Annotated in this window: 18 protein-coding genes; 10 read left to right on the plus strand and 8 right to left on the minus strand. The window is 74.2% G+C overall.

All coding sequences use genetic code 11. The features are described from left to right. Positions 1-19 precede the first annotated feature (19 nt). Together DER29_RS02820 and DER29_RS02825 are read right to left on the minus strand one after the other, a co-directional pair. A complete protein-coding gene (locus tag DER29_RS02820) occupies positions 20-1081 on the minus strand; it encodes a GNAT family N-acetyltransferase (RefSeq protein WP_121395883.1) in 1062 nt (353 codons plus the stop codon). Between the two features lie 124 nt (positions 1082-1205). Beyond that, positions 1206-1910: an amino acid-binding protein gene (locus DER29_RS02825; protein WP_121395884.1), complete on the minus strand. Its 705-nt coding sequence runs from the start codon at positions 1908-1910 to the stop codon at positions 1206-1208. 152 nt (positions 1911-2062) lie between these two features. Between DER29_RS02825 and DER29_RS02830 the strand changes: the two genes are divergently transcribed. Together DER29_RS02830 and DER29_RS02835 are read left to right on the plus strand one after the other, a co-directional pair. Then, complete coding sequence (locus DER29_RS02830) at positions 2063-3151, plus strand: phosphotransferase family protein (RefSeq protein ID WP_121395885.1); 1089 nt, start codon at positions 2063-2065, stop codon at positions 3149-3151. Then, positions 3151-4365, plus strand: a complete 1215-nt coding sequence (locus DER29_RS02835; protein ID WP_121395886.1) for an acyl-CoA dehydrogenase family protein — start codon at positions 3151-3153, stop codon at positions 4363-4365. The genes DER29_RS02830 and DER29_RS02835 overlap by 1 nt, the downstream gene beginning before the upstream one ends. Positions 4366-4811: 446 nt before the next feature. Here the strand turns inward: DER29_RS02835 and DER29_RS02840 are convergent, their stop codons facing one another. From DER29_RS02840 to DER29_RS02865, 6 genes are all read right to left on the minus strand, one after another. Further along, positions 4812-5858, minus strand: coding sequence for a LacI family DNA-binding transcriptional regulator (locus DER29_RS02840; protein ID WP_121395887.1), 1047 nt, complete (start codon positions 5856-5858; stop codon positions 4812-4814). Positions 5859-5943: 85 nt separating this feature from the next. After that, a complete protein-coding gene (locus DER29_RS02845; RefSeq protein WP_121395888.1) occupies positions 5944-7377 on the minus strand; it encodes a GH1 family beta-glucosidase in 1434 nt (477 codons plus the stop codon). After that, positions 7374-8216 carry a carbohydrate ABC transporter permease gene (locus tag DER29_RS02850; RefSeq protein WP_121395889.1) on the minus strand — a complete coding sequence of 281 codons (843 nt, stop codon included), beginning with the start codon at positions 8214-8216 and terminating at the stop codon, positions 7374-7376. The genes DER29_RS02845 and DER29_RS02850 overlap by 4 nt, the downstream gene beginning before the upstream one ends. Before the next feature lie 11 nt (positions 8217-8227). Further along, a complete protein-coding gene (locus DER29_RS02855) occupies positions 8228-9199 on the minus strand; it encodes a carbohydrate ABC transporter permease (protein WP_121395890.1) in 972 nt (323 codons plus the stop codon). A gap of 156 nt (positions 9200-9355) precedes the next feature. Next, positions 9356-10648 (minus strand): ABC transporter substrate-binding protein, encoded by a 1293-nt coding sequence (locus DER29_RS02860; protein WP_121395891.1) that lies wholly within the window; start codon positions 10646-10648, stop codon positions 9356-9358. 373 nt (positions 10649-11021) lie between these two features. Then, positions 11022-11567 (minus strand): plasmid pRiA4b ORF-3 family protein, encoded by a 546-nt coding sequence (locus tag DER29_RS02865; protein ID WP_121395892.1) that lies wholly within the window; start codon positions 11565-11567, stop codon positions 11022-11024. Between the two features lie 150 nt (positions 11568-11717). Between DER29_RS02865 and DER29_RS02870 the strand changes: the two genes are divergently transcribed. The 8 genes from DER29_RS02870 to DER29_RS02905 all read left to right on the plus strand — a co-directional run bounded on the left by DER29_RS02870 (position 11718) and on the right by DER29_RS02905 (position 21496). Next, positions 11718-12464: a pyrimidine reductase family protein gene (locus DER29_RS02870; RefSeq protein WP_121395893.1), complete on the plus strand. Its 747-nt coding sequence runs from the start codon at positions 11718-11720 to the stop codon at positions 12462-12464. A 144-nt stretch (positions 12465-12608) separates the two neighbouring features. Beyond that, complete coding sequence (locus DER29_RS02875) at positions 12609-14363, plus strand: ATP-binding protein (RefSeq protein WP_121395894.1); 1755 nt, start codon at positions 12609-12611, stop codon at positions 14361-14363. A gap of 9 nt (positions 14364-14372) precedes the next feature. After that, entirely contained in the window at positions 14373-15521 is a 1149-nt protein-coding gene (locus DER29_RS02880; protein ID WP_121395895.1) for an exonuclease SbcCD subunit D, read from the plus strand. Continuing rightward, a complete protein-coding gene (locus DER29_RS02885) occupies positions 15521-17995 on the plus strand; it encodes an AAA family ATPase (RefSeq protein WP_121395896.1) in 2475 nt (824 codons plus the stop codon). The genes DER29_RS02880 and DER29_RS02885 overlap by 1 nt, the downstream gene beginning before the upstream one ends. A 37-nt stretch (positions 17996-18032) precedes the next feature. Further along, positions 18033-18992 carry a hypothetical protein gene (locus DER29_RS02890; RefSeq protein WP_121395897.1) on the plus strand — a complete coding sequence of 320 codons (960 nt, stop codon included), beginning with the start codon at positions 18033-18035 and terminating at the stop codon, positions 18990-18992. Continuing rightward, positions 18992-19849: a spermidine synthase gene (locus DER29_RS02895; protein WP_121395898.1), complete on the plus strand. Its 858-nt coding sequence runs from the start codon at positions 18992-18994 to the stop codon at positions 19847-19849. The genes DER29_RS02890 and DER29_RS02895 overlap by 1 nt, the downstream gene beginning before the upstream one ends. Before the next feature lie 175 nt (positions 19850-20024). Further along, positions 20025-20720, plus strand: a complete 696-nt coding sequence (locus tag DER29_RS02900; RefSeq protein WP_121395899.1) for a sigma-70 family RNA polymerase sigma factor — start codon at positions 20025-20027, stop codon at positions 20718-20720. Beyond that, on the plus strand, positions 20717-21496 hold the full coding sequence (locus DER29_RS02905; RefSeq protein ID WP_121395900.1) for an anti-sigma factor: 780 nt from the start codon (positions 20717-20719) through the stop codon (positions 21494-21496). Before DER29_RS02900 ends, DER29_RS02905 begins: the two co-directional genes overlap by 4 nt. Positions 21497-21694: the final 198 nt, after the last annotated feature.

Genomic DNA, 21694 nt, shown 5'->3' on the forward strand with positions numbered 1-21694 from the left:
CCTCCTCGCGTCCGCCGCGTCAGCAGGGGCCCCGTCCGTTGACCGAGGGCACGCCCACGGTGAGCGGGACGGTGAGGGTGACCAGCGCGCCGTCCCGCTCGGTCGGGGTGCGCCGACCGAGCCGCCGCACGGTACGCAGCATCGGGGCGTTCTCCGCGTGGACGTGCAGCACCAGGGCCGCGTAGCCGGCCTGCTCGGCGTGCCGGACCAGCCGGCGCAGCAGGGCCGAGCCGAGGCCCCGGCGCTGCCAGTCGTCGCGCACCAGCAGCGCCACCTCGGCCTCGTCGCCCTCGGCGAGCAGGTTCGCCATCGCCACCACCGGCTCCGTCGCCCCGGCGTCGCCGGCCGTGGCGAGCAGGGTCACGCCCCGGGCCGGCTCCAGCAGCCGGCGCAGCCGGGCCGGCGGGGGAACCGCCGCACCGCCCAGGTAGCGGCGGTACCGGCTGCGCGCCGAGCAGCCCTCGTGCAGCTCGACCACGCCGAGCAGGTCGTCTACGGTCGCGGGCCGTACGGCCGCCTCGGCGCCGTCGGGCAGCACCAGGGTGACCTGCTCGGCGGCCCGGCGCGCGACGGCGGCCGACAGCTCGACCAGGGCCTGGGCCCGGGCGTACTCAGCCGGGGTGAAGCCCGGCACGGCGCGGCGCAGCGCGTACGACCCGCCGGCCGGGTCGTCCAGCAGCATGGTGGTGTCGGCGAGCCCGCCGCCGGGCCCCGCCGACGCCGGTCGCCAGGTCACCGCGTCGGCGCCGAGCAGGGCGCGCAGCGCCTCCCCGGTCGCGTCCGGGTCCCGCACCAGCCGGGTGGCCAGGCCGAGGGCCCGGGTCGGCTGGTCGGCGAGGCCGCGCGCCTCGCTGCGCGCCACCCAGCAGTCCCGGGCCCGCCCCCGCCGCACGGCGGCGACGAGGCCGGCCTCGTCGAGCGTGTCCGGTGCGTCGACCAGGAAGTCGTCGACGGCACCCCGCTCGGTGGTGTGCACCTGCACGGCGAGGATGTTGACCCCCCGCAAGGCCAGGCTCGCCGTCAGCACCGACAGGTAGCCCGGCCGGTCGTCCACGGTCGCCCGGATCCGCCACAGCGTCATGGTTTCGCTCCCTTCCCCGGTACGAGGCTCGCCGGTCGCTGTTGCGGGCCGGTTGCCCCGGGGTGACGGCTCCGGTTCGGCGGCGCGACCTGCGCCACAGCGACCACCGCCCGGCCGACCCGGCTCAGGGGTTCGCGGCCACCGGCGGGGCCCCGACCAGGTCGAGCCGGTCGCCGAGGATCACCGCGGCGGCCCGGACGAGCTGCGCCAGCCGGTCCACCTCCGTGACGTGGAACGCCGCCGCGGCCGGCGCCCCGGCGCACTCCCGGGCCACCACCAGCACCAGGCCGGCCCGGCCGAACGGCGCGACCGCGAAGTGCGCGCCGCCGGGCGTGCTGAGCGCCCGGGCCCGCAGCGGGGTCACCTCCGGCAGCGGCGGCGGTACGGGCGCGCGCCAACTCGCGAACCCGACGGTCGCCTCCCCGGCGGCGCCGGTCCGGGCGGCCCAGTCCACCGGCACCACCGCGGCGACCGCCCAGTCGGCGGCCAGCAGCCCGGGAACGGCGTCGACCAGGGTCGCCACCCCGTCGACCGGGTTGGCCGCGACCTGGGCCAGCAACTCGGCGTCCTGCCCGGAGGTGGTGGGCGCGCCGATCGCCCGCCACACCCCGTCCACCCGGACGCCGGGGATCGCCGCCAGCCCGGCGAGCAGCCGCTCGACCCGCGCCGCGCCCGGCCAGACCACGGTGAAGTCGTCCACCGCCCGCCCGCCGAGCCGCTCCAGGACGACCACCTGGACGATGTCCGCACCGGACACGCCCATGGTGCGCGCCACCTGACCGAGCGTGCCCGGACGGTCCGGCAGGGTGACCCGAACTCGCAGCAACATGTCTGAAACCCTCCGCTCGGCGGGCCGGCGCCGCTGGCCGGCAGGCTGGGCCCCAGCCTGGTCGGTGGCCGTTTCGCCCCTGTTGCCGTGGCATGTCCCGAGGGTCAAATCCCGACCTTGACAACATGGCGGAGCTGCCATCAACTAATCGGATGACCGAGCCGGCCGTCGACGCGCACGGGCCGGGCAGCGCGACTGCCCCCGCCGCCGCCCCCCGCGGGCTGGATCTCGACCGGCTCGCCGGTTACCTGGCCCGGCACCGGCCCGAGCTGGCCGACGGCCCGCTGCGCGCCCGGCTGATCGCCGGCGGCAAGTCCAACCTGACCTACCTGCTGGCTGTCGGGGAGCGGGAGGTGGTGCTGCGCCGCCCGCCGCTCGGGCACGTGCTGGCCACCGCGCACGACATGGCCCGGGAGTACCGGGTGATCTCCGCGCTGGCGCCGACCGACGTGCCGGTGCCCGCCGCGCTGCTGCTCTGCGAGGACGCCGAGGTGATCGGCGCACCCTTCTACCTGATGGAACGGGTGCGCGGCGAGGTGTTCCGCACCCGCGCCCAGACCGACCCGCTCACCGCCGACCAGCGTCGGGAGCTGGCGCTCGCGATGATGGACACCCTCGCCGCCCTGCACGCGGTCGAGCCCGCCTCGGTCGGGCTGGGCGACTTCGGCCGGCCGGAGGGCTACCTCGCGCGGCAGGTCCGCCGCTGGGCCGGCCAGCTCGACCGGTCCCGCAGCAGGCCGCTGCCCGGCATCGAGGAGCTGCGGGACCTGCTCGCCGGCACCGTGCCGGAGGGCGCCAACGCCGGCCGGATCGTGCACGGCGACTACCGGCTGGACAACCTGCTCGCCACCGTCGACCCGGTGGCCGTACGGGCCGTGCTCGACTGGGAGATGGCCACCCTCGGCGACCCGCTGGCCGACCTCGGGCTGCTGCTGACCTACTGGGACGTGCTCGGCGGCAGCGAGTCGGCCGCCGACAACCCGGTCGCCGACGGGCTCGGCCCGCGCGCCGGGTTCCCCACCGGGACGGAGCTGATCGCCCGGTACGCCGGGCGCGGCGACGTCGACGTCGGGCCGCTGCACTGGCACGTCGCGCTCGGCTGCTTCAAGCTCGCGGTGATCTGCGAGGGCATCCACTACCGGCACACTCTCGGGCAGACGCTCGGCGAGGGCTTCGACCGGATCGGCGACATGGTGGCACCGCTGGTCGAACACGGGCTGACCGCCGCCAGGGAGCGTTGATGGACTTCGCCTACGACACCCGCACCGAGCAGCTGCGGGCCGAGCTGACCGCGTTCCTGGACGAGCACGTGTACCCGGCCGAGCCGGTGCACGCCGCGCAGGTGGCCGCCGCCGGCGACCCCTGGGCCCGGCCCCCGGTGATGGCCGAGCTGAAGGCCGAGGCGCGCAAGCGCGGCCTGTGGAACCTCTTCCTGCCCGACCCGCGCCACGGCGCCGGCCTGACCAACCTCCAGTACGCCCCACTGGCCGAGCTGACCGGGCGCAGCCCGCACCTGGCCCCGGAGGCGCTCAACTGCGCCGCGCCCGACACGGGCAACATGGAGCTGCTCGCCGAGTTCGGCTCGCCGCAGCAGCAGGAGCGCTGGCTGCGGCCGCTGCTGGAGGGCGAGATCCGCTCCGCGTTCTGCATGACCGAGCCGGAGGTGGCGTCCTCGGACGCGACCAACATCGCGACCCGGATCACCCGCGACGGCGACCACTACGTGGTCAACGGGCGTAAGTGGTGGTCGTCGGGGGCGATGGACCCGCGCTGCGAGATCTTCATCGTGATGGGCAAGACCGACCCGGAGGCCGACCGGCACCGCCAGCAGAGCATGATCCTGGTGCCCCGGGACACCCCCGGCATCGCCGTGCGGCGGGGCATGACGGTGTTCGGCTACAGCGACGCCTCGCACGGCGGCCACGCCGAGATCGACTTCACCGACGTCCGCGTACCGGCGGAGAACCTGGTCGGGGCGGAGGGCACCGGCTTCGCGATCGCCCAGGCCCGGCTCGGCCCCGGCCGGATCCACCACTGCATGCGGCTGATCGGCATGGCGGAGCGGGCCCTGGAGCTGCTCTGCCGGCGGGCGCTCGAGCGGGTCGCGTTCGGCCGGCCGCTCGCCGAGCAGGGCGTGGTGCGCGAGTGGATCGCCGAGTCCCGGGTGCGCATCGAGCAGGCCCGACTGCTGGTGCTCAAGACCGCCTGGCTGATGGACACGGTCGGCAACAAGGGCGCGCACTCCGAGATCCAGGCCATCAAGATCGCCACGCCCGCCATGGCCGAGTGGGTCATCGACAAGGCCATCCAGGCGTACGGCGGCGCCGGCGTCAGCCAGGACACCCCGCTCGCCGCCCTCTGGGCCCAGTCGCGGACGCTGCGCCTGGCGGACGGCCCCGACGAGGTCCACCGTTCCTCGCTCGCCAAGCGCGAACTGCGCCGCTGGTCGGACTGACCACGGCACCCGGCCGGACCCGCCCCGCCACCCGCCGACCGGACCGCCCGCCCCCGCCGGGCTCCGCTCCGCCCGCGTCGATCATGCAGTTGTGGTGGGAATTTCCGGCTACTTCAGCCCTTTTGTCGAGCACCACAACTGCATGATCGACGGGCCGTGGGGCGGGGCTGCCGGCGAGCGCTGGCGGTGATGTCGTAGACGACTCACCTCGACAGGTCACACCGGCGGGATACCGCCCGGGGCTGAGGGTGCGGCGGGAGGCCGGTGGTGACCGGCGGTGGCCCGGGGCGGGGCGGCGGTGGCTCGGGGCCGGCGGCAAGGCCCCGGTCCGCGCCGGAGCGGAGGTCCGCGCCGGAGCGGAGGCCGGCTTGTCCAGCCGGAGGAGGCCACCGCTGCGGCGCGCCGCCGGCGCGGCCCGGAAGTCAGGCAGGCGCGGCGGCCCAGGATCAGGCGGAGGCGCGTTCGATCAGCTGGGTGTCGAGCAGGATGTGGGGCGACGGCAGCTCGTCGCCGCGGATGCGGCTGACCAGCAGGCGGGCCATCTGCCGGCCCATCTCCTCCACCGGCTGGAAGACCGTGGTCAGCGGCGGCTCGGACTGCCGGGCGATCGGGGCGTCGTCGAAGCCGACCACCGCGACGTCCTCCGGCACCCGCCGGCCCGCCTCGCGCAGCGCGCGCAGCGCCCCGAACGCCATCAGGTCGGAGGCGACGAAGACGGCGTCGAGGTCGGGGCAGTCCTCCAGCAGCCGACGCATCCCGGCGGCCCCGCTGCCCTCGCTGAAGTCGCCGTACGCGATCAGGGCGGGGTCGACCCCGCCCCCGGCGGCCCGGACCGCCTCCTTGTAGCCGGTCAGCCGGCCCAGGCCGGCGCCCATGTCCTGGGGGCCGGCGATGGTGGCGATGCGCCGCCGCCCCCGGCCGGCCAGGTGTTCCACGGCCCGCCGGGCGCCGCCGACGTTGTCCACGTCGACGTAGTACGCCGGCTGCGCGCCGGGTTGCAGCATCCGGGCCGGGCGGCCGCCGAGCACGGTGGGCAGGCCGCGCTCCTCCAGCAGGGTGGGCAGCGGGTCGGAGTCGTGCAGCGACAGCAGCAGGACCCCGTCGACGTGCTGGTTGGTCAGGTGGTGCTCGACCCGCTCCCGCTCGATCGGCGACTGCACCATGGCCAGCCAGAGCTGCAACGGGGTCTCCAGCAGCCCCGAGCTGACGCCCCGGACGATGCCGGCGAAGAACGGCTCGGTGAAGACCCGGTCGCCGGATTCCGAGACCACCAGGGCGATCGAGTCGGTGCGCTGGGTCACCAGGGCACGGGCGGCCCGGTTCGGCACGTACCCCAGCTCGGCGATGGCCTGCTGCACCGCGGCGCGCGCCTCGGGGCTCACCTGGGGTGAGCCGTTGACCACCCGGGAGACCGTCCCGCGACCGACGCCGGCGCGGGCGGCGACGGCGTCGAGGGTCGGGCGCCCGAGCGACCGGGTGCGCTGCGTTGTCATTGTCTGCTCCTCCGACGGCGGACCGGCCCCGGCGCCACCCCGTGTGGGGTGGCGCCGGGGCCGCCCGTTGATGGCTGGCCCTGGCCTATTGTGCGGCCAGACCGTTGCGTCGGATCACCTCGGCGTACCACCTGGCGCTGGACTTGGGAATGCGGACCTGGCTGTCGTAGTCGACGTGGATCATCCCGAACCGCTTGGTGTAGCCCCAGGCCCACTCGAAATTATCCATCAGTGACCAGGCGAAGTACCCGCGCAGGGGCACCCCGGCCCCGATCGCCTCGTGCGCGGCGCGCAGGTGGGCGTCGAAGTACGCCAGCCGGTCGACGTCGTCGACCTGCCCGTCGACCACCTCGTCGACGAAGGCCGAGCCGTTCTCGGTGACGTAGAGCGGCAGGTCGGTGTACTCCTCGTGCACCCGGCGCAGCGTCTCCACCAGACCGGGGGCGTCGATCTCCCAGTTCATGTCGGTGACCGGGACGCCCCGGGTGACGAACCGGACGTCCTCGCTGCCCGGCCAGCACGACGGCGCCCGCCAGTACGGCTCCGGCTCGGCGCCGGGGACCGGCGCGGCGACCACGTGGCGGCTGTAGTAGTTGACGCCGACCACGTCCAGCGGGGTGGAGATGGTCGCCAGGTCGCCGTCGCGCACGTGCCCGAAGTCGGTGACCTTGGCGAGGTCGGCCATCAGGTCCGCCGGGTAGGACCCGCGCAGCAGCGGGTCCAGGAAGAAGCGGTTGGCCAGCCCGTCGATGCGCCGCGCGGCGTCGACGTCGGCGGGCGCGTCGCTGGCCGGGGTGACCGGGTAGAGGTTGACCGTCACCCCGACCTCGGCGGCCGGCCGCGCCGCGCGCAGCGCCTGCACCGCGAGGCCGTGGCCGAGCATCAGGTGGTGTCCGGCCCGTACGGCGTCCGCGCCGTCCGAGCGGCCCGGCGCGTGCACGCCGGAGCCGTAGCCGAGGAACGCCGAGCACCACGGCTCGTTGAGCGTGGTCCAGTAGCGCACCCGGTCGCCGAGCGCGTCGGCGACCAGCGTGGCGTAGTCGGCGAACCGCGCGGCGGTGTCCCGGGCCGGCCAGCCGCCGGCGTCCTCCAGCGGCTGCGGCAGGTCCCAGTGGTAGAGGGTGAGCCACGGCTCGATGCCGTGCGCCAGCAGCTCGTCGACGAGCCGCCGGTAGAAGTCGAGCCCCTCGGCGTTGGCGGGGCCGGTGCCGCCCGGCTGCACCCGCGGCCAGGAGACCGAGAACCGGTACGACTTCAGCCCCAGCTCGGCCATCAGCGCGACGTCGGAGCCCATCCGGTGGTAGTGGTCGCAGGCCACGTCGCCGGTGTGCCCCTCGACCACCCGGCCGGGGGTGTGACTGAAGGTGTCCCAGATCGACGGGGTCCGGCCGCCCTCGGCCGCCGCGCCCTCGATCTGGTACGCGGCGGTGGCCGCGCCCCAGAGGAAGCCGGGCGGGAAGGTCAGCGGCGGACGGTCGTCGACGACACCGACGGCGGGCGGGCTGGCGGGGTTGCTCACGACTTGACGGCACCTTCCATGATGCCGCCCACGATCTGGCGGCCGAACACGATGAACACGATCACCAACGGTAGAGTGCCGACCGCCGTGGCGGCGAACACCTGCGAATAGTCGGTGTAGTAGGCGTACGACAGGAAGGCCAGCGAGACCTGGAGCGTCGGGTTCTCGGAGGTGAGCACCGCGTACGGCCACAGGAACGAGTTCCAGGTCTCCATGAAGGTCAGCAGGCCGAGCACGGCGGCGGCCGGCCGCAGCGCGGGCAGCACGATGTTCCAGTAGATGCGGAAGGTGCTCGCCCCGTCCACCCGGCCCGCCTCGATCAGCTCGTCGGAGATGGCCTGGGTGGCGTACTGCCGCATCATGAACACGCCGAACGCGCTGACCAGGAACGGCACGGTCACCGCGTAGAGGGTGTCGAACCAGTTGAGGTCCTGGATCATGCCCCAGAGCGGGATGAGGCCGAGCTGCGTCGGGATCATCATGGTGACGATGATCGTCAGCAGCAGGGCGTTGCGGCCCCGGAAGCGCAGCTTGGCGAAGGCGAAGCCGGCCAGCGAGCCGGTGATCACCACGGAGACCGTCACGATGCCGGAGACGATCACCGAGTTGAGCAGGCCGGTGAGGAAGTTCGCCGCGTCGTTGTCGAGCACGCGGCCGAAGTTGTCGCCGAACGACCCGGCCGGCGTGACCGGCGGCGGGACGTCGTTGATCGAGTCCAGGCTGCGGGTGGCGATGACCACCATGTAGTAGAACGGGTAGATCGAGAAGAGCGTCGCCAGGACGAGCGCGACGTAGGTCAGCGGGCTGGTGCGCCACAGGCGCCGGGATGCGGAGTTCATCTGGGCGGTCCTCACTTCACCGTGCGGCGGACGAGCAGGAAGTTGATCCCCGAGACGAGGGCGATCATCAGGAACATCGCCCAGGCGACCGCGGCGCCGTAGCCGGCGGTGTTGAGGTTCTCGATGCCCAGCTCGTACATGTACATGGCCAGGGTCTGGAACTCGCGCTGGTCGCCGCCGATGATGTTGCCGTTGGCGAAGACGAGCGGCTCGGTGAAGAGCTGGAGCCCGCCGATCGTGGAGAGGATGACCACGAAGACGAAGGTCGGCGTGAGCATCGGCAGGGTGATCCGCCAGAACTGCTTCCACTGGCTGGCGCCGTCGAGCGCCGCCGCCTCGTACAGGTCGCGCGGGATGGCCTGCATGCCCGCGAGCAGGATCAGGGTGTTGTAGCCGGTCCACCGCCAGTTGACCATGGAGGCGATGGCGGTCCAGGAGCTCCACCGCTCGGCGTCCCAGTCGACCGCGTCGATGCCCACGAAGCTCAGCAGCCAGTTGATCACGCCGAAGTCGCGCTGGAAGAGCATGCCGAAGACGATCGCCACGGCGGCCACCGAGACCACGTTCGGCATGAAGATCGCCATCCGGAACAGCGTGCGCGCGCGCAGGAAGGTGCGGTTGAGCAGGTTCGCCAGGAACAGGGCGAGCAGCAGCTGCGGGATGGTCGACAGCAGGAAGATGCCGAAGGTGTTGAGCGTGGCGTTCCAGAAGTACTCGTCCTTGACCAGGGCGACGTAGTTGTCGAACCCGATGAAGCTGTGGTCGCCGATCAGGTTCCAGTCGTGCAGGGACATCCAGGCGGTCCGCAGCATCGGGTAGAGCCCGAAGATGCCGAAGATCACGAAGAACGGCGCGATGTAGAGGTACGGCGAGTACTTGAGGTCCAGCCGGGTCAGCGAGTGCGACCGGGACCGGCGCCGCGCGGGCGGGCGGGGTGGCGGTGCGGCGGGCGACGGCGGCGCCGTCGTGGCCGAGAGGCTCATGCGGGGTCCTTTCCCGGCGTCGGCACGGGCGCGCGCCGACGCCCAGGCGCTCTTACGCGAAAACGGGACGGCGCCGATGGCGTCCGGGGCGGAACGGGGACGGCGCCGGTGGCGTCCGGGTGTGTGGACCCGGACGCCACCTGGCGACGAGGTGGGTCAGAAGGCGCCCTGCGTCTTGGCGTCCTTGGCGAACTGCTCCCAGGCCTTGTCCTTCGTGGCCTGTCCCTGTTCGTACGAGCGCAGCGCCGGCTCGAACGCGTTCTCCTTCACCGCCTGGTGCTTCGGGCCGAGGTGCAGCGGCTGGATCTTGGCGACGCTCTCACCGAAGATCTTGCCGGTCGGCGCGTTGTTGAAGTACTCGTTGGTGTAGGCGAGGAACTCCTGGTTCTTCAGCGCCTCCAGGTTGGTCGGCAGCGGGCCCTTGAGCTTGAACGCCGCCACCTGGCTCTGCGCGTTGGTCAGGTACTCGGCGAGCTTCGCCGCCTCCTTGGGGTACTTGCTCTGGGTCGGCACGCCGAGCCAGGAGCCACCCCAGTTGCCGGCGCCGCCGGGCACCGGTGCGACGTCCCACTTGCCCTTGTTCTCGGGGCCGGAGTTGTCCGCGACGATGCCGAGCATCCAGGACGGGCAGAAGGTCGCCGCGAAGGTGCCCTGCTTGAAGCCGGCCGACCACTCCGGCGACCAGGTGGCCGTCTCGGCGGTGATGTTGGCGTCGGCCATCGCGACCGCGGTGTCCCAGGAGGTCTTCACCGCCGCGCTCTTGTCGGCGACGATGTTGTCGTCCTTGTCGTAGAACAGCTCGCCGCCCTGCTGGAACATGACCGCGCTGGCGGCGGTGGTGACCGAGTCGAGCAGGCCCTTGCCGGTGGCGGTGCGGTACTTCTTGCCGGTCTCGATGAAGGCGTTCCAGTCCGGCCAGAGGGCGGCGACCTGGTCCCGCTCGACCGGCAGCTTGGCGGCCTGGAAGAGGTCCCGGCGGTAGCAGACGGCGAGGCTGCCGACGTCGGTCGGCAGGCCGATCAGCCGGCCGTCGGGCGCCTTGCCCAGCTCCCACTTCCAGGGCAGGTATTCCTTGCTGTGGTCGGCGACCAGCGGGGCGAGGTCGGCCCAGTTGGCCGGGTTGGCCTTGAACTCGTTGAGGATGCCCTCCTCCAGGGCGACCACGTCGGCCGCGCCCTTGCCGGTGGCGAGCGCCCGCACGATCTTCGGCCGGTACTCGTTGAGCTGGGCGGTCTTGCGCAGCTCGACCTTGATGCCGGTGTCCTTCTCGTACTGCTTGATGATCTCGTCGTAACCGAACTCGCCGAACGTGTCGACGACCAGCTTGGCGGGCTTCTCGCCGGCCGCGGGCGCGTCGTCGTCCTTGCCGCAGGCCGCGAGACCGCCGATGGCGGTTATCGCGGCCAGGGCGGCAGCCGCCATGCGGGTGCGCCGCGTGGTGAGGCTCATCGGAGACCCCTCTTTCGGTGGTGAGGCTGACTGGGTGTGGTGGGGGGTGCCGTGCGCGCCGTCGGCACCGGTCGGGGCCGGCGGTCGACGTCCGGAGCGGGCGCGGGTGAGTCGTGCCACGTTCGCGGGAGCGCTCCCATGAGATTGCCGGCGGGTGTCGGGGGTGTCAATAGGCCCTTGGGAGCGTTCCCAGATCGTTACCGCGAGTGCGTGCGTCCCGACTGCCGAACGTCGCCGGTCGACCCGCCGAGCGGCGCCACCTGGGCATCCGTCGCATTGAAGCGGTTCAGTGCGCCCGGCCGGGGCGACGGACACGCTGAGCAGCCCGTCGAGCACGCCGCCTGCCGACGGGAGGCGCCTCAGCCGAAACGGTTCAGCAGAGGCGGCGCAGTAGGGTGTCGGCCCGGCCCGCGTCGAAGGCGGCCGGGTCGAACCGGTCGCCCACCCGGTCCCGCGCCTGGAGGTGCTCCGGATGACCCGGGTCCGTCAGCGCGGCCAGCAGCACCTGGTAGCCGGCCGGGCCGCCGACGTCCTCCGGCGGGCACGCCCGCTCGCCGTCCAGGCAGGACGGGTACCGCTCGTCCGGGTCGGCCGTGAAGGCGTCCTCCACCACCAGGCCGTGCTCCCACCAGTCGCCGAAGTCGTACGTGTAGTGCAGCCGGCTGCCCTTGCCCACCACCGCGTCGAGGCGGACGTCCAACTCGTCGTGCAGGGCCAGCTCGCCGTCGGGGTCGGGCTCGCCGTACTGGCGGCCCTCGATCCCGAACGAGTGCAGGTGGCAGTCCCGCCAGCCCATGGCGTGCTGCACCACCCGGTGCAGCCGGTCCAGGGTGTAGCCGCCCGGGACGAGCACCCTGCGCCAGACGGGCGGTCGGACCCCGGCCAGGGAAATCTTCAGCTGGAAGATCTGACGCGGCATGCTGTCCCATCCTTCCTCGGCATAGGCTGCGGGCATGATCTGCCGAGCGTGCCGGGCCAGGCGGCACGACGACTGCCCGGGGCGGAACTGGTGCGACTGCCAGCACCGTACCCCCCGACCCACCCCTCCGGTCACCGGTCCGGCCGGCGAATGAGCGTCGGAATCCCGATTTCGGCGCTCTGGCCGCAGCCGTCGGCCCGACCGCTGGACGACGCCGCGCTCACCGCGCTCTACGGCCGGTCCGACCGCCCCCACCTGCGGGTGAACTTCGTGACCAGCGTGGACGGCGGCGTCTCCGTCGACGGCTACTCCGCCGGGCTCTCCGGCGAGCCGGACAAGCGCGTCTTCGGGCTGCTGCGGATGCTCTGCGACGCCCTGGTAGTGGCCGCCGGGACGCTGCGGCACGAGGGCTACCGGGCGGTACGCCTCAACGAGCGGCGCCGGGCGTGGCGCCGCGAGCACGGCCTGCCCGAGTACCCGACGCTGGTCGTCGTCTCCGGCTCGCTCGACCTCGACCCGGCGCAGGCCGCCTTCGCCGACGCGCCGGTGCGGCCCGTGGTGCTCACCCGGGCCGATTCCGTGGCCCCGCCCGGCCTCACCGGGGTCGCCGACGTCGTGCGCTGCGGCGACGACCGGGTCGACCTCGGGGCGGGCCTGGCCGAGCTGCGCCGCCGCGGCCTCGGCCAGGTGCTCTGCGAGGGCGGCCCGCACCTGTTCGGCGCGCTCACCGCCGCCGATCTCGTGGACGAGGTCTGCCTCACCGTCGCCCCGCTGCTCGCCGGGGCGGGCCCGGGGCGGATCACCGCCGGCGACCCCAGCGACGTACGCCACCTGCCGCTGCGACACGTGCTCGCCGCCGACGGCGGGGTGCTCATGCTCCGTTACGCCCGCGACTGACGGTGGTCGGCCGGACACCCTGCGGCTGAGGGCCGTCGGCGGCGGCGTGGCGTCCGCCGCGTCGCGTGGCAACGTGTCGTACTCCTCGGGCAGGATGCAGGGCGTGTGCCCCGACCGCGACGACCAGCCGACCGGAGTTGCCCGATGACTGACGACGGGTTCGACGGCCCGGGCGAGGTGGTCGGCCGGGTGCTGGGCACCGCCGACGCCACCCCCCTGCAGTTCTGGACCGCGGTCTCCCCCGGCAGCTACCTCCAGCTCGACGACGTCGTGGTGACCCGGCGTGAGCTGCCCGACCGCGAGCCGGTGACGATCGCCGGGGTGGTCACCCAGGTCCGCGCGCGGCACGAGGGCGCCCAGTTCGACTCCGACGTCTTCGCCATCGCCGACGGCACGCTGCCCGCCCAGGTGCAGGAGGCCGCCGAGATCACCACCACCCGCGTCGACCCGGAGCTCTACGTGCCGCCGTCGCCCGGTGCGGTGGTGCACCGCGCCGAGGGCGACGCCCGGGCCCGGGCGCTGCACTTCGACCGTATGGAGCGGCGCATCCCGATGGGCATGGGCCGCGACGGGGTGCCGGTCTACCTCAACGCCGACTTCCTCGACGGCAGCCGGGGCGCGCACGTGTCGATCTCCGGCATCTCCGGGGTCGCCACGAAGACGAGCTTCGCCACCTTCCTGCTCTACTCGGTCTTCCGCTCCGGGGTGCTGGGCGGCGACGCGGTCAACGCCAAGGCGCTCATCTTCAACGTCAAGGGCGAGGACCTGCTCTTCCTCGACCATCCCAACACCCGGCTGGACGACCCGACCCGCGCCGCGTACGCGAAGCTCGGCCTGGTCGCCGGCGCCTTCCCCGACGTGCGGGTCTACGCCCCGCCCCGGGTGGGCGACTCCTCCGGCACGCCCGACGTGAGCAGCCGCCTCACCGGGGTCGACAGCTTCTACTGGACGCTGAGCGAGTTCTGCGCCGACCGCCTGCTGCCCTACGTGTTCGCCGACGCCGACGACGAGCGCCAGCAGTACACGATGGTGGTGCACTCGGTCACCGCCCACCTGGCCCGGCACGCCCAGCCCGCCGACGGCGGCATCAGCATCGACGGGGTGCGGCTCGGCTCGTACGCCGACCTGGTCGACCACGTCGTCGACCAGGTCAACGACGACGAGACCCGCTCCGACTGGGCCGGCAGCGCCGTCGGGCTCGGCACGGTCAACGCGTTCGCCCGCCGGCTGATCGGCAGCAAGAAGGACCTGTCCCGGCTGATCCGCGGCGACCTGGCCACCCGCCGCCCGCACTCGATCAACACCGCCGAGAGCGCCCAGGTCACCGTCGTCGACCTGCACAATCTCCCCGACCGGGCGCAGCGGTTCGTGGTCGGCGTGACGCTGAAGAGCGAGTTCGAGCGCAAGGAGAAGTCCGGCACCGCCAAGCCGCTGCTCTTCGTGGTGCTCGACGAGCTCAACAAGTACGCCCCACGCGAGGGCTCCTCCCCCATCAAGGAGGTGCTGCTCGACATCGCCGAGCGGGGTCGCTCGCTCGGGGTGATCCTGGTCGGCGCCCAGCAGACGGCGAGCGAGGTGGAGCGGCGGATCGTCACCAACTCGGCGATCCGGGTGGTGGGCCGGCTCGACCCGGCCGAGGCGTCCCGCCCGGAGTACGGCTTCCTACCGCCCGCCCAGCGGCAGCGCGCGCTGCTGGCCAAGCCGGGCACGATGTTCGTCAACCAGCCCGACATCCCGGTGCCGCTCTGCCTGGAGTTCCCGTTCCCGGCCTGGGCCACCCGGGTCTCCGAGGCCGGTCGCGCCCCGTCCGAGACGCTCCGGTCGATCACCCAGTCCGTCGACCCGTTCGCGGTCGTCGGCTCCGGCGGCGGCACCAGCGACGACGACATCCCGTTCTAGGGGGCACCCGTGAAGATCCTGCACACCTCCGACTGGCACGTCGGCAAGGTCCTCAAGGGGCAGTCGCGGGCCGAGGAGCACAAGCGGGTCCTGGCCGGCGTGATCGACGTCGCCCGCACCGAGGCGCCCGACCTGGTCATCGTCGCCGGTGACCTCTACGACACCGCCGCCCCGACGCCCGAGGCCACCCGGCTGGTCACCCGGGCCCTGACCGCGCTGCGCCGCACCGGCGCCGACGTGGTGGCCATCGGCGGCAACCACGACAACGGCCAGGCCCTCGACGCGCTGCGGCCCTGGGCCGAGGCCGCCGGGATCACCCTGCGCGGCGGGGTCCGGGACAAGCCGGACGAGCACGTCATCGACGGCACCACCGCCGGCGGTGAGCGCTGGCGGCTGGCCGCGCTGCCGTTCCTCTCCCAGCGCTACGCCATCCGCGCCGTGGAGATGTACGAGCTGACCGCCGCCGAGACCACCCAGACGTACGCCGACCACCTGGGCCGGGTGCTGGGCCGGCTGACCGAGAGCTTCACCGAACCGGACCGGGTGCACCTGGTCACCGCCCACCTGACCGTGGTCGGCGCGACCACCGGCGGCGGGGAGCGCGACGCGCACACCGTGCTGGGCTACGCGGTGCCGGCGACCGTGTTCCCGGGCACGGCGCACTACGTGGCGCTGGGTCACCTGCACCGATCGCAGCGGGTGCAGGGCCCCTGCCCGATCCGCTACAGCGGCAGCCCGCTGGCGGTCGACTTCGGCGAGCAGGAGAACGTGCCGTCGGTGACCGTCGTCGAGGTCACCGCGACCACGGCGGCGCAGGTGCGGGAGGTGCCGGTGACCGCCGCCACCACGCTGCGCACGGTCCGGGGCACCCTGGCCCAGCTCGCCGAGATGCAGGTGCCGGACGCCTGGCTGCGGGTGTTCGTCCGGGAGCAGCCGCGCGCCGGGCTGCGCGAGGAGGTGCAGGAACTGCTCCCCGGGGCCCTGGAGATCCGGATCGACCCGGAGCTGGTGCCCGCCCCGGGCAGCGGCGCCCGGACGGCGCAGCGGGCGGGCCGCTCGCCCCGGCAGCTCTTCGCCGACTACCTGGACAGCCGGGGGCACACCGACGACGGGGTGCGGGATCTCTTCGACGAGCTCTTCGAGGAGGTCGAGCACTGATGCGGCCGATGCGGCTGGACATGGCGGGTTTCACCGTCTTCCGCGACGAGACCACGGTCGACTTCACCGACGCCGACTTCTTCGCGCTGGTGGGGCCGACCGGCTCCGGCAAGTCGACGGTGCTGGACGCCATCTGCTTCGCCCTCTACGGCACGGTGCCCCGCTGGGGTGGGGCCCGGGGCCTGTCCAACGCCCTGGCCCCGTCGGCCACCGAGGCGCGGGTCCGGCTGGTCTTCGAGTCCGCCGGTTCCCGCTACGTGGCGACCCGGGTGGTCCGCCGGGACGGCCGGGGCAACGTCAAGACGGCCAACGCCGGGTTGCAGCTGATGCCGGCCGGTTTCGACGTGACCAAGCTCGACACCGGGTTGAGCCCGGACGACCTCGGCGAGGCGGTGGCCGGCACCCCCGCCGAGATGGAGCAGGCGGTGCTGGAGGCGGTCGGGCTGCCGTACGAGCAGTTCACCAGCTGCGTGGTGTTGCCGCAGGGGCAGTTCGCGGACTTCCTGCACGCCAAGCCGGCGACCCGGCAGCAGATCCTGGTCAACCTGCTCGGCCTCGGCGTCTACGAGGACGTGCAGAAGAAGGCGACCGCGCGGGCCGCGCAGGCCGAGGCGAAGCTGGAGGCGGTCGACCAGGCGCTCGCCGGGCTCACCGACGTCGACGACGCCGCGCTGGAGGCGGCGACCGGGCGGGTCGACCGGATGCGGGAGCTGGCCGGGGCGGTGGCGAGCGCCGTACCGGAGCTGGAGGCGGCCCGGGCGACGGCGCGGGAGGCGGGCGCGGCCCTGGCGGCCCTCGACGCCGACCTGGCGGTGCTGGCCGCCGTGCGCGCGCCGGACGGGGTGGCGGAGGTGGCCCGGGCGGTCGCCTCGGCGCGGTCCGGCGCTGACGAGGCGGCGACGGCGGTGTCGCTGGCCGAGGAGCGGGAGGAGAAGCTGCGCGGCGAGCTGGCCGCCGCCGGCGACGAGAGCGCGCTGCGGCTGCTGCTGCGGGCGTACACCGACCGGGAGAAGCTGGCCGGCGAGGCGGCGGCGGTGCGCGCGGCGGTGACCGGGGCGCAGGCCGAGCACGGCGCGGCGGTGGCGGCGCTGGCCGAGGCGCGGACGGCGGCCGAGAGGGCCGAGGCGGAGCTGGAGGCGGCCTTCCGCGCCCACGAGGAGGCGAAGGCGACCGACCAGGCGGTGGCGTTGCGCGCGCACCTGCGCGACGGGGCCACCTGCCCGGTCTGCGAGCAGACCGTCGCGGCGGTGCCGGCGGTGCCGGCCGATTCGGCGGTGGCCGCCGCGACGGCGGCGGGGCGGGCGGCGCGGGCCGCCAGCAAGGCCGCCCAGGCGGTGGTGCAGGAGCGCGACGGCGCGGCCCGGGAGCTGGAGCGGGTGCTGCTGCGCGCGCGGGCCCGGCAGGACCAGGTGCAGGCCCGCCTGGCCGAGCTGGACGACCAGTTGGCCGGGGCGGCCGAGCCGGCGGTGCTGCGCCGCGAGCTGGACGACCACGCGCGGCTGCGCCGGGCGCTGGAGGAGTCGGCGGCGGCGGTGCGGGCCGGCCGGGACGCCGCCCGGCGGGCCCGGGCGGCGGTGGACGCCGCCGAGGAGCGGCTGCGGGCGACCTGGCGGGCGTTCGACGCGGCCCGCGACGGGCTGGCCCGGTTCGGGCCGCCGTCGGCGGACCGGGAGGACCTGGGCGCCGCGTGGGCCGCCCTGACCGGGTGGGCCGGCGAGGAGGCGGCGCGCCGCCGCGCGGAGCGGGCCGGGCGGGCCGCGGCGGTGACGCAGGCCGAGGCGGTGGCCGCCGGCGTCGGCGAGCGCATCGCGGGCGTCCTCGCCGCCGCCGGGCTGCCGCCCGCCGACGATCCGCTACGCGCCACCGACCGCGCCCTCGAGCGGGCCGAGGCCGACCTGCGCGAGCTGGAGCGGCGCCGGGAGCAGGCGGGTGGCCTGCGCGAGCAGCGGGCCGGCTACGAGCGCGAGGCGCAGGTGGCGCGGGCCCTCGCGGGGCACCTGCGGGCCAACAACTTCGAGCGGTGGCTGCTCGCCGAGGCGTTGGACCTGCTGGTCGACGGCGCCTCGGGCATCCTGCGGGAGCTCTCCGGCGGGCAGTACGACCTGGTGCACGACAAGGGCGAGTTCTTCGTGGTCGACCACCACGACGCGGGGCTGCGCCGGGGCGTGCGCACACTCTCGGGCGGCGAGACGTTCCAGGCGTCGCTGGCGCTGGCGCTGGCGTTGTCGGAGCAGCTCGCCGGGATGTCCACGACGGCGGCGAGCCTGGAGTCGATCGTGCTGGACGAGGGCTTCGGCACGCTCGACGCGGCCACTCTCGACACGGTGGCCGCCACGCTAGAGAACCTGGCCGCCCGGGGCGACCGGATGGTGGGGGTGGTCACCCACGTGCCGGCCCTGGCCGAACGCATCCCGGTCCGCTTCGAGGTCAGCAAGGACGCCCGGTCGGCGCGCGTGGAACGGACCGGCCGGTGAGCGGGGCCCCGGCGTCCGCGACGGGAGGTCCGCTGCGGTGACCGATCCCCGGTTCTTCGTCGACGCGTGGGATCCGGCGTACGGCGCCTCGTTCGAGGCGTCCGGCGGCGGTCCCGCCGCGCCGAGCAGCGCCCAGGTCGACCCGGACGCCGAGCTGCCGGCGGTCGACTGGCGGGCGATCGGGCCGCGTCCCGGCGTACGGGCCCCCGACGTGGTGCTGCTCGTCGACGGGGTGCGCCGGATCGACGCGAGTGTGTGGACGGCGGAGGAGGACGGGGCGTCCTTCCCCGGCCTGGCCGCGTCGTACGCCGCGGGGGTGGTCCGGTGCGACCTGGAGCGCGGCGCGGCGCAGCTGGCCGGCGCGCGGGTCGGTCGGGGGCTGTTCACCGCCAGTCCCTCCGCGGTGGACGTGGTGGCCGGCAGCGTCCGCTATCCGGTGCACCGGGTCAGCGGCACGGGCGAGCTGAACAAGCTCCCGGCCGCCGTGCAGGGGCCGCTGACCGCGCTCGAGGTGGAGGTCTCGGGGGCGGCCCGCACGGACGGCGACCTGCTGGTGGTCGACGGCCCGCTGCGCAACCGGCGGCAGCTGCCGCGCACGGTCGGCTACATCAAGACGCAGCACAGCCAGTACCTGGACGCCCGGCTGACCGCCGTGGTCACCGGACTGGCGGCCGGCGAGCGCTCCCCGGTGTTCAAGCTCGGCACGGCCTGGGGCGGCTGGTCGTGGTACCTGCGGCTGCCGGTGGCCCTCGGCGCGCCGTGGGCGGGCATCGTCCGGATGGAGTGCTCCGCCGAACTGAGCGTCGACGAGGCGGTGGGCCTGGCCGACCTGTCGCTGGTCACGCTGCCCCGGTTCGCCTCCACCCCATACAAGGACCCGCGCGCGCCGCAGAACCTGATCCCGATCGCCGGCCTGGAGCGCCGGCTGCGGGCGCTGCTCGGCGACGCGCGGCTGCTGCACCGGGTGCTCACCGCCGCCGCCCGGGGCAGGCGCTGATGGGCCGCAAGCGGGCGGCCGACACGGTGGCCGCGCGGGTGGACACCGGCCAGGCCGAGCTGGTGCCCGATCCGGACCGGCCGGGGTCGTGGACGCTGCTGCTGGACGGCGCCCCGCAGTCGCACGTGGACCTGGCCGATCCCACGCACCTGGAGTTCGAGTACGTCCGGCGGCTCGCCGCCGCGATCGACCTGGTGGCGCCGGCCGGCGCGCCGCTGCGGGTGCTGCACCTCGGCGGCGGCGCGCTGACCCTGCCCCGTTACGTGTCGGCCACCAGGCCCGGCTCCACCCAGCGCGTGGTCGAGGTGGACGGCGCGCTGGTGGAGCTGGTCCGGCAGGCCCTGCCGTGGCAGCCGGATCCCCGGCTCAAGGTGCGGGTGGCAGACGCCCGCGCGGTGCTCGCCGCCAGCCGCGACGCCAGCTACGACATCGTGGTGGCCGACGTCTTCGCCGGCGCCCGCACCCCGGCCCACCTGACCTCGGCGGAGTACGCCGCCGAGGTGGCCCGGGTGCTGCGGCCCACCGGCTTCCACCTGGCGAACGTGGCCGACGGCCCGCCGCTGCGCCACGCCCGGGGGCAGGTCGCCACGGTCCGGTCGGTGCTGCCCCGGGCCTGCCTGGTCGGCGACGCGGCGGTGCTGCGCGGGCGTCGGTACGGCAACCTGGTGCTGGTGGCCGGCCGGGTCGAGCCGCCGGTGCCGGAGCTGACCCGGCGCGCCGCCGGGGACTGGTTCCCGGGCCGGGTGCTGGCCGGCGAGGAACTCGACCGCTTCGCGAGCGGGGCACCGGTCGTCCGCGACGCCGACGCCACCGACTCGACCCCGCCGCCGCCCGGGATCTTCTCCGTGCGCCGTTGAGCGGAGTCTCCTGCGCGCCTCGTTGAGCGCGGTGTCCGCGCCGGCCACCGGTGCGGCGGGTGCGGAAGCGGATTCTTTTCCGCGCGCCGTTGATCCGTTCGTCCGGGCGCTGCGTACCAACGGGCGGCCGTGCCCGTGGGAGGCGGCCGATGTCATCGGACACCCGGAGGTCTGCATGCACGCGGTGGCGGCCGGTTGGCACGGCGACAGGGCGCGACCGGACTGGATGTCCGCGCGGTCCCAGTCCCGGCCGGGCGCGGCGGCACGCGGGGTCGACGCCCGCCAGGCGCCTCGCCAGAATGGGCCGGTGACGCCGAAATCCGCTCCGGGGCGCCACCAGGCGGCACCGTCCACCGAGGCGGGTCACTCGGATCGGCTGATCCGGCTGCTCTACGCCGAGCACGCCGGGCCGCTGCTGGCGTTCGTCATGCGGCTCACCGGCGGCGACCGGCAGCGGGCGGAGGACATCGTCCAGGAGACGCTGCTGCGGGCGTGGCGCAACGCGCACCGGCTGGGCGTGCAGGGGCAGGGCTCGCTGCGGCCGTGGCTGGTCACGGTGGCCCGGCGGATCGCCATCGACGAGCACCGCAGCGAGCAGGCCCGGCCGGCCGAGACGTACGACCGGGACCTGACCGCGTTCGCCGAGGCGGACAGCACCGACCGGGTGCTGCGCACGATGACGGTGGCGGACGCGCTGCGTACGCTGAGCCAGTCGCACCGGGAGATCCTGGTGGCCACGTACTTCCGGGGTCGGACGGTGCCGGAGGCGGCCGAGGAGCTGGGCCTCCCGCTCGGCACCGCCAAGTCGCGGGTCTACTACGCGCTGCGCGCGCTGCGCACGGCTCTGCAGGAACGGGGGGTGACGGAATGAGCCGGGCGGACCACTTGGACGTCGCGGCGTACGCGCTCGGCGTGCTGGACGAGCGCGACACGGAACGGTTCGAGGAGCACCTCGCCACCTGCTGGGCGTGCGCCGCCGAGCTGGAGACGATGGTGCCGGTCGTGGGCCTGCTCTCCGACATCGACGGCGAGACGATGGCCGCGCTGGAGCAGACCCGTACCGACCCGGCCCTGCTGGACCGGACGCTGGTCGCGGTCCGCGCCCACCGGCGGCGCAACCGGTTCCGGCAGCTGCTCGCCACGGCGGCGGCGGTGCTGGTCCTCGGTGGCGCGACCGGGCTCGGCTTCGCCAGCATCGCCGGCGAGAGCGCCCCCGAGGTGGTGGCCGAGCCGACCGCCACCGTGCCGGTCGCCCCGCCGACGGCCAGCCGTTCCAGCGATCCGAACGACCCGGACATCGGCGGGACGCTGCCGGAGGGCGACCCGGTCAATGTCGTCGACGCGACCACCGGCGTCGAGGCGACCTTCTTCGTCGTGTCGAAGGACTTCGGCACGGGCGTGGACTTCATCCTCGCCAAGCTGCCCGGGCCCCGGACGTGCCGGCTCGTCGTGGTGCGGAAGAACAACAGCACCGAGGTGATCTCCACGTGGTCGGTGCCCGGCACCGGGTACGGCACCAACGCGCGCCCCGACAAGCTGAGCCTGTCGGCCTCGACGTCGACGCGACTCGATGACATCAAGCAGTTCCAGGTGCAGTCGGTGGACGCCGGCGGGGTGGCGAGCCCGCTGGTCACGGTGCAGATGTAGCACCCGCCACGGGATCGGCGCCGGCCAGCACGACGACCGGTGCCGATCCCGCGTGCCGTTTCCGGAATCGTATCGGCGCAATTGTGTCTCGTCGCGGAAACGGATTCCGGGACCGTTCGGTTCAACGGTTTTCCGTGACATCGACCACGATTACGAATTCAACCTTGACAACGTCCCCTCCGTATCAACCGGTGAACG

This window comes from Micromonospora sp. M71_S20 (assembly GCF_003664255.1).
GTDB lineage: Bacteria > Actinomycetota > Actinomycetes > Mycobacteriales > Micromonosporaceae > Micromonospora.

Excerpts from the sequence above, each read along its gene's own strand:
- DER29_RS02875 (WP_121395894.1), top strand. The coding sequence starts at position 12,609 with ATGACTGACGACGGGTTCGACGGCCCGGGCGAGGTGGTCGGCCGGGTG.
- DER29_RS02865 (WP_121395892.1), bottom strand. The coding sequence starts at position 11,567 with ATGCCGCGTCAGATCTTCCAGCTGAAGATTTCCCTGGCCGGGGTCCGA.
- DER29_RS02895 (WP_121395898.1), top strand. The coding sequence starts at position 18,992 with ATGGGCCGCAAGCGGGCGGCCGACACGGTGGCCGCGCGGGTGGACACC.
- DER29_RS02855 (WP_121395890.1), bottom strand. The coding sequence starts at position 9,199 with ATGAGCCTCTCGGCCACGACGGCGCCGCCGTCGCCCGCCGCACCGCCA.
- DER29_RS02900 (WP_121395899.1), top strand. The coding sequence starts at position 20,025 with ATGCACGCGGTGGCGGCCGGTTGGCACGGCGACAGGGCGCGACCGGAC.
- DER29_RS02830 (WP_121395885.1), top strand. The coding sequence starts at position 2,063 with ATGACCGAGCCGGCCGTCGACGCGCACGGGCCGGGCAGCGCGACTGCC.
- DER29_RS02820 (WP_121395883.1), bottom strand. The coding sequence starts at position 1,081 with ATGACGCTGTGGCGGATCCGGGCGACCGTGGACGACCGGCCGGGCTAC.
- DER29_RS02870 (WP_121395893.1), top strand. The coding sequence starts at position 11,718 with ATGAGCGTCGGAATCCCGATTTCGGCGCTCTGGCCGCAGCCGTCGGCC.
- DER29_RS02860 (WP_121395891.1), bottom strand. The coding sequence starts at position 10,648 with ATGAGCCTCACCACGCGGCGCACCCGCATGGCGGCTGCCGCCCTGGCC.
- DER29_RS02885 (WP_121395896.1), top strand. The coding sequence starts at position 15,521 with ATGCGGCCGATGCGGCTGGACATGGCGGGTTTCACCGTCTTCCGCGAC.
- DER29_RS02850 (WP_121395889.1), bottom strand. The coding sequence starts at position 8,216 with ATGAACTCCGCATCCCGGCGCCTGTGGCGCACCAGCCCGCTGACCTAC.
- DER29_RS02825 (WP_121395884.1), bottom strand. The coding sequence starts at position 1,910 with ATGTTGCTGCGAGTTCGGGTCACCCTGCCGGACCGTCCGGGCACGCTC.
- DER29_RS02905 (WP_121395900.1), top strand. The coding sequence starts at position 20,717 with ATGAGCCGGGCGGACCACTTGGACGTCGCGGCGTACGCGCTCGGCGTG.
- DER29_RS02835 (WP_121395886.1), top strand. The coding sequence starts at position 3,151 with ATGGACTTCGCCTACGACACCCGCACCGAGCAGCTGCGGGCCGAGCTG.
- DER29_RS02840 (WP_121395887.1), bottom strand. The coding sequence starts at position 5,858 with ATGACAACGCAGCGCACCCGGTCGCTCGGGCGCCCGACCCTCGACGCC.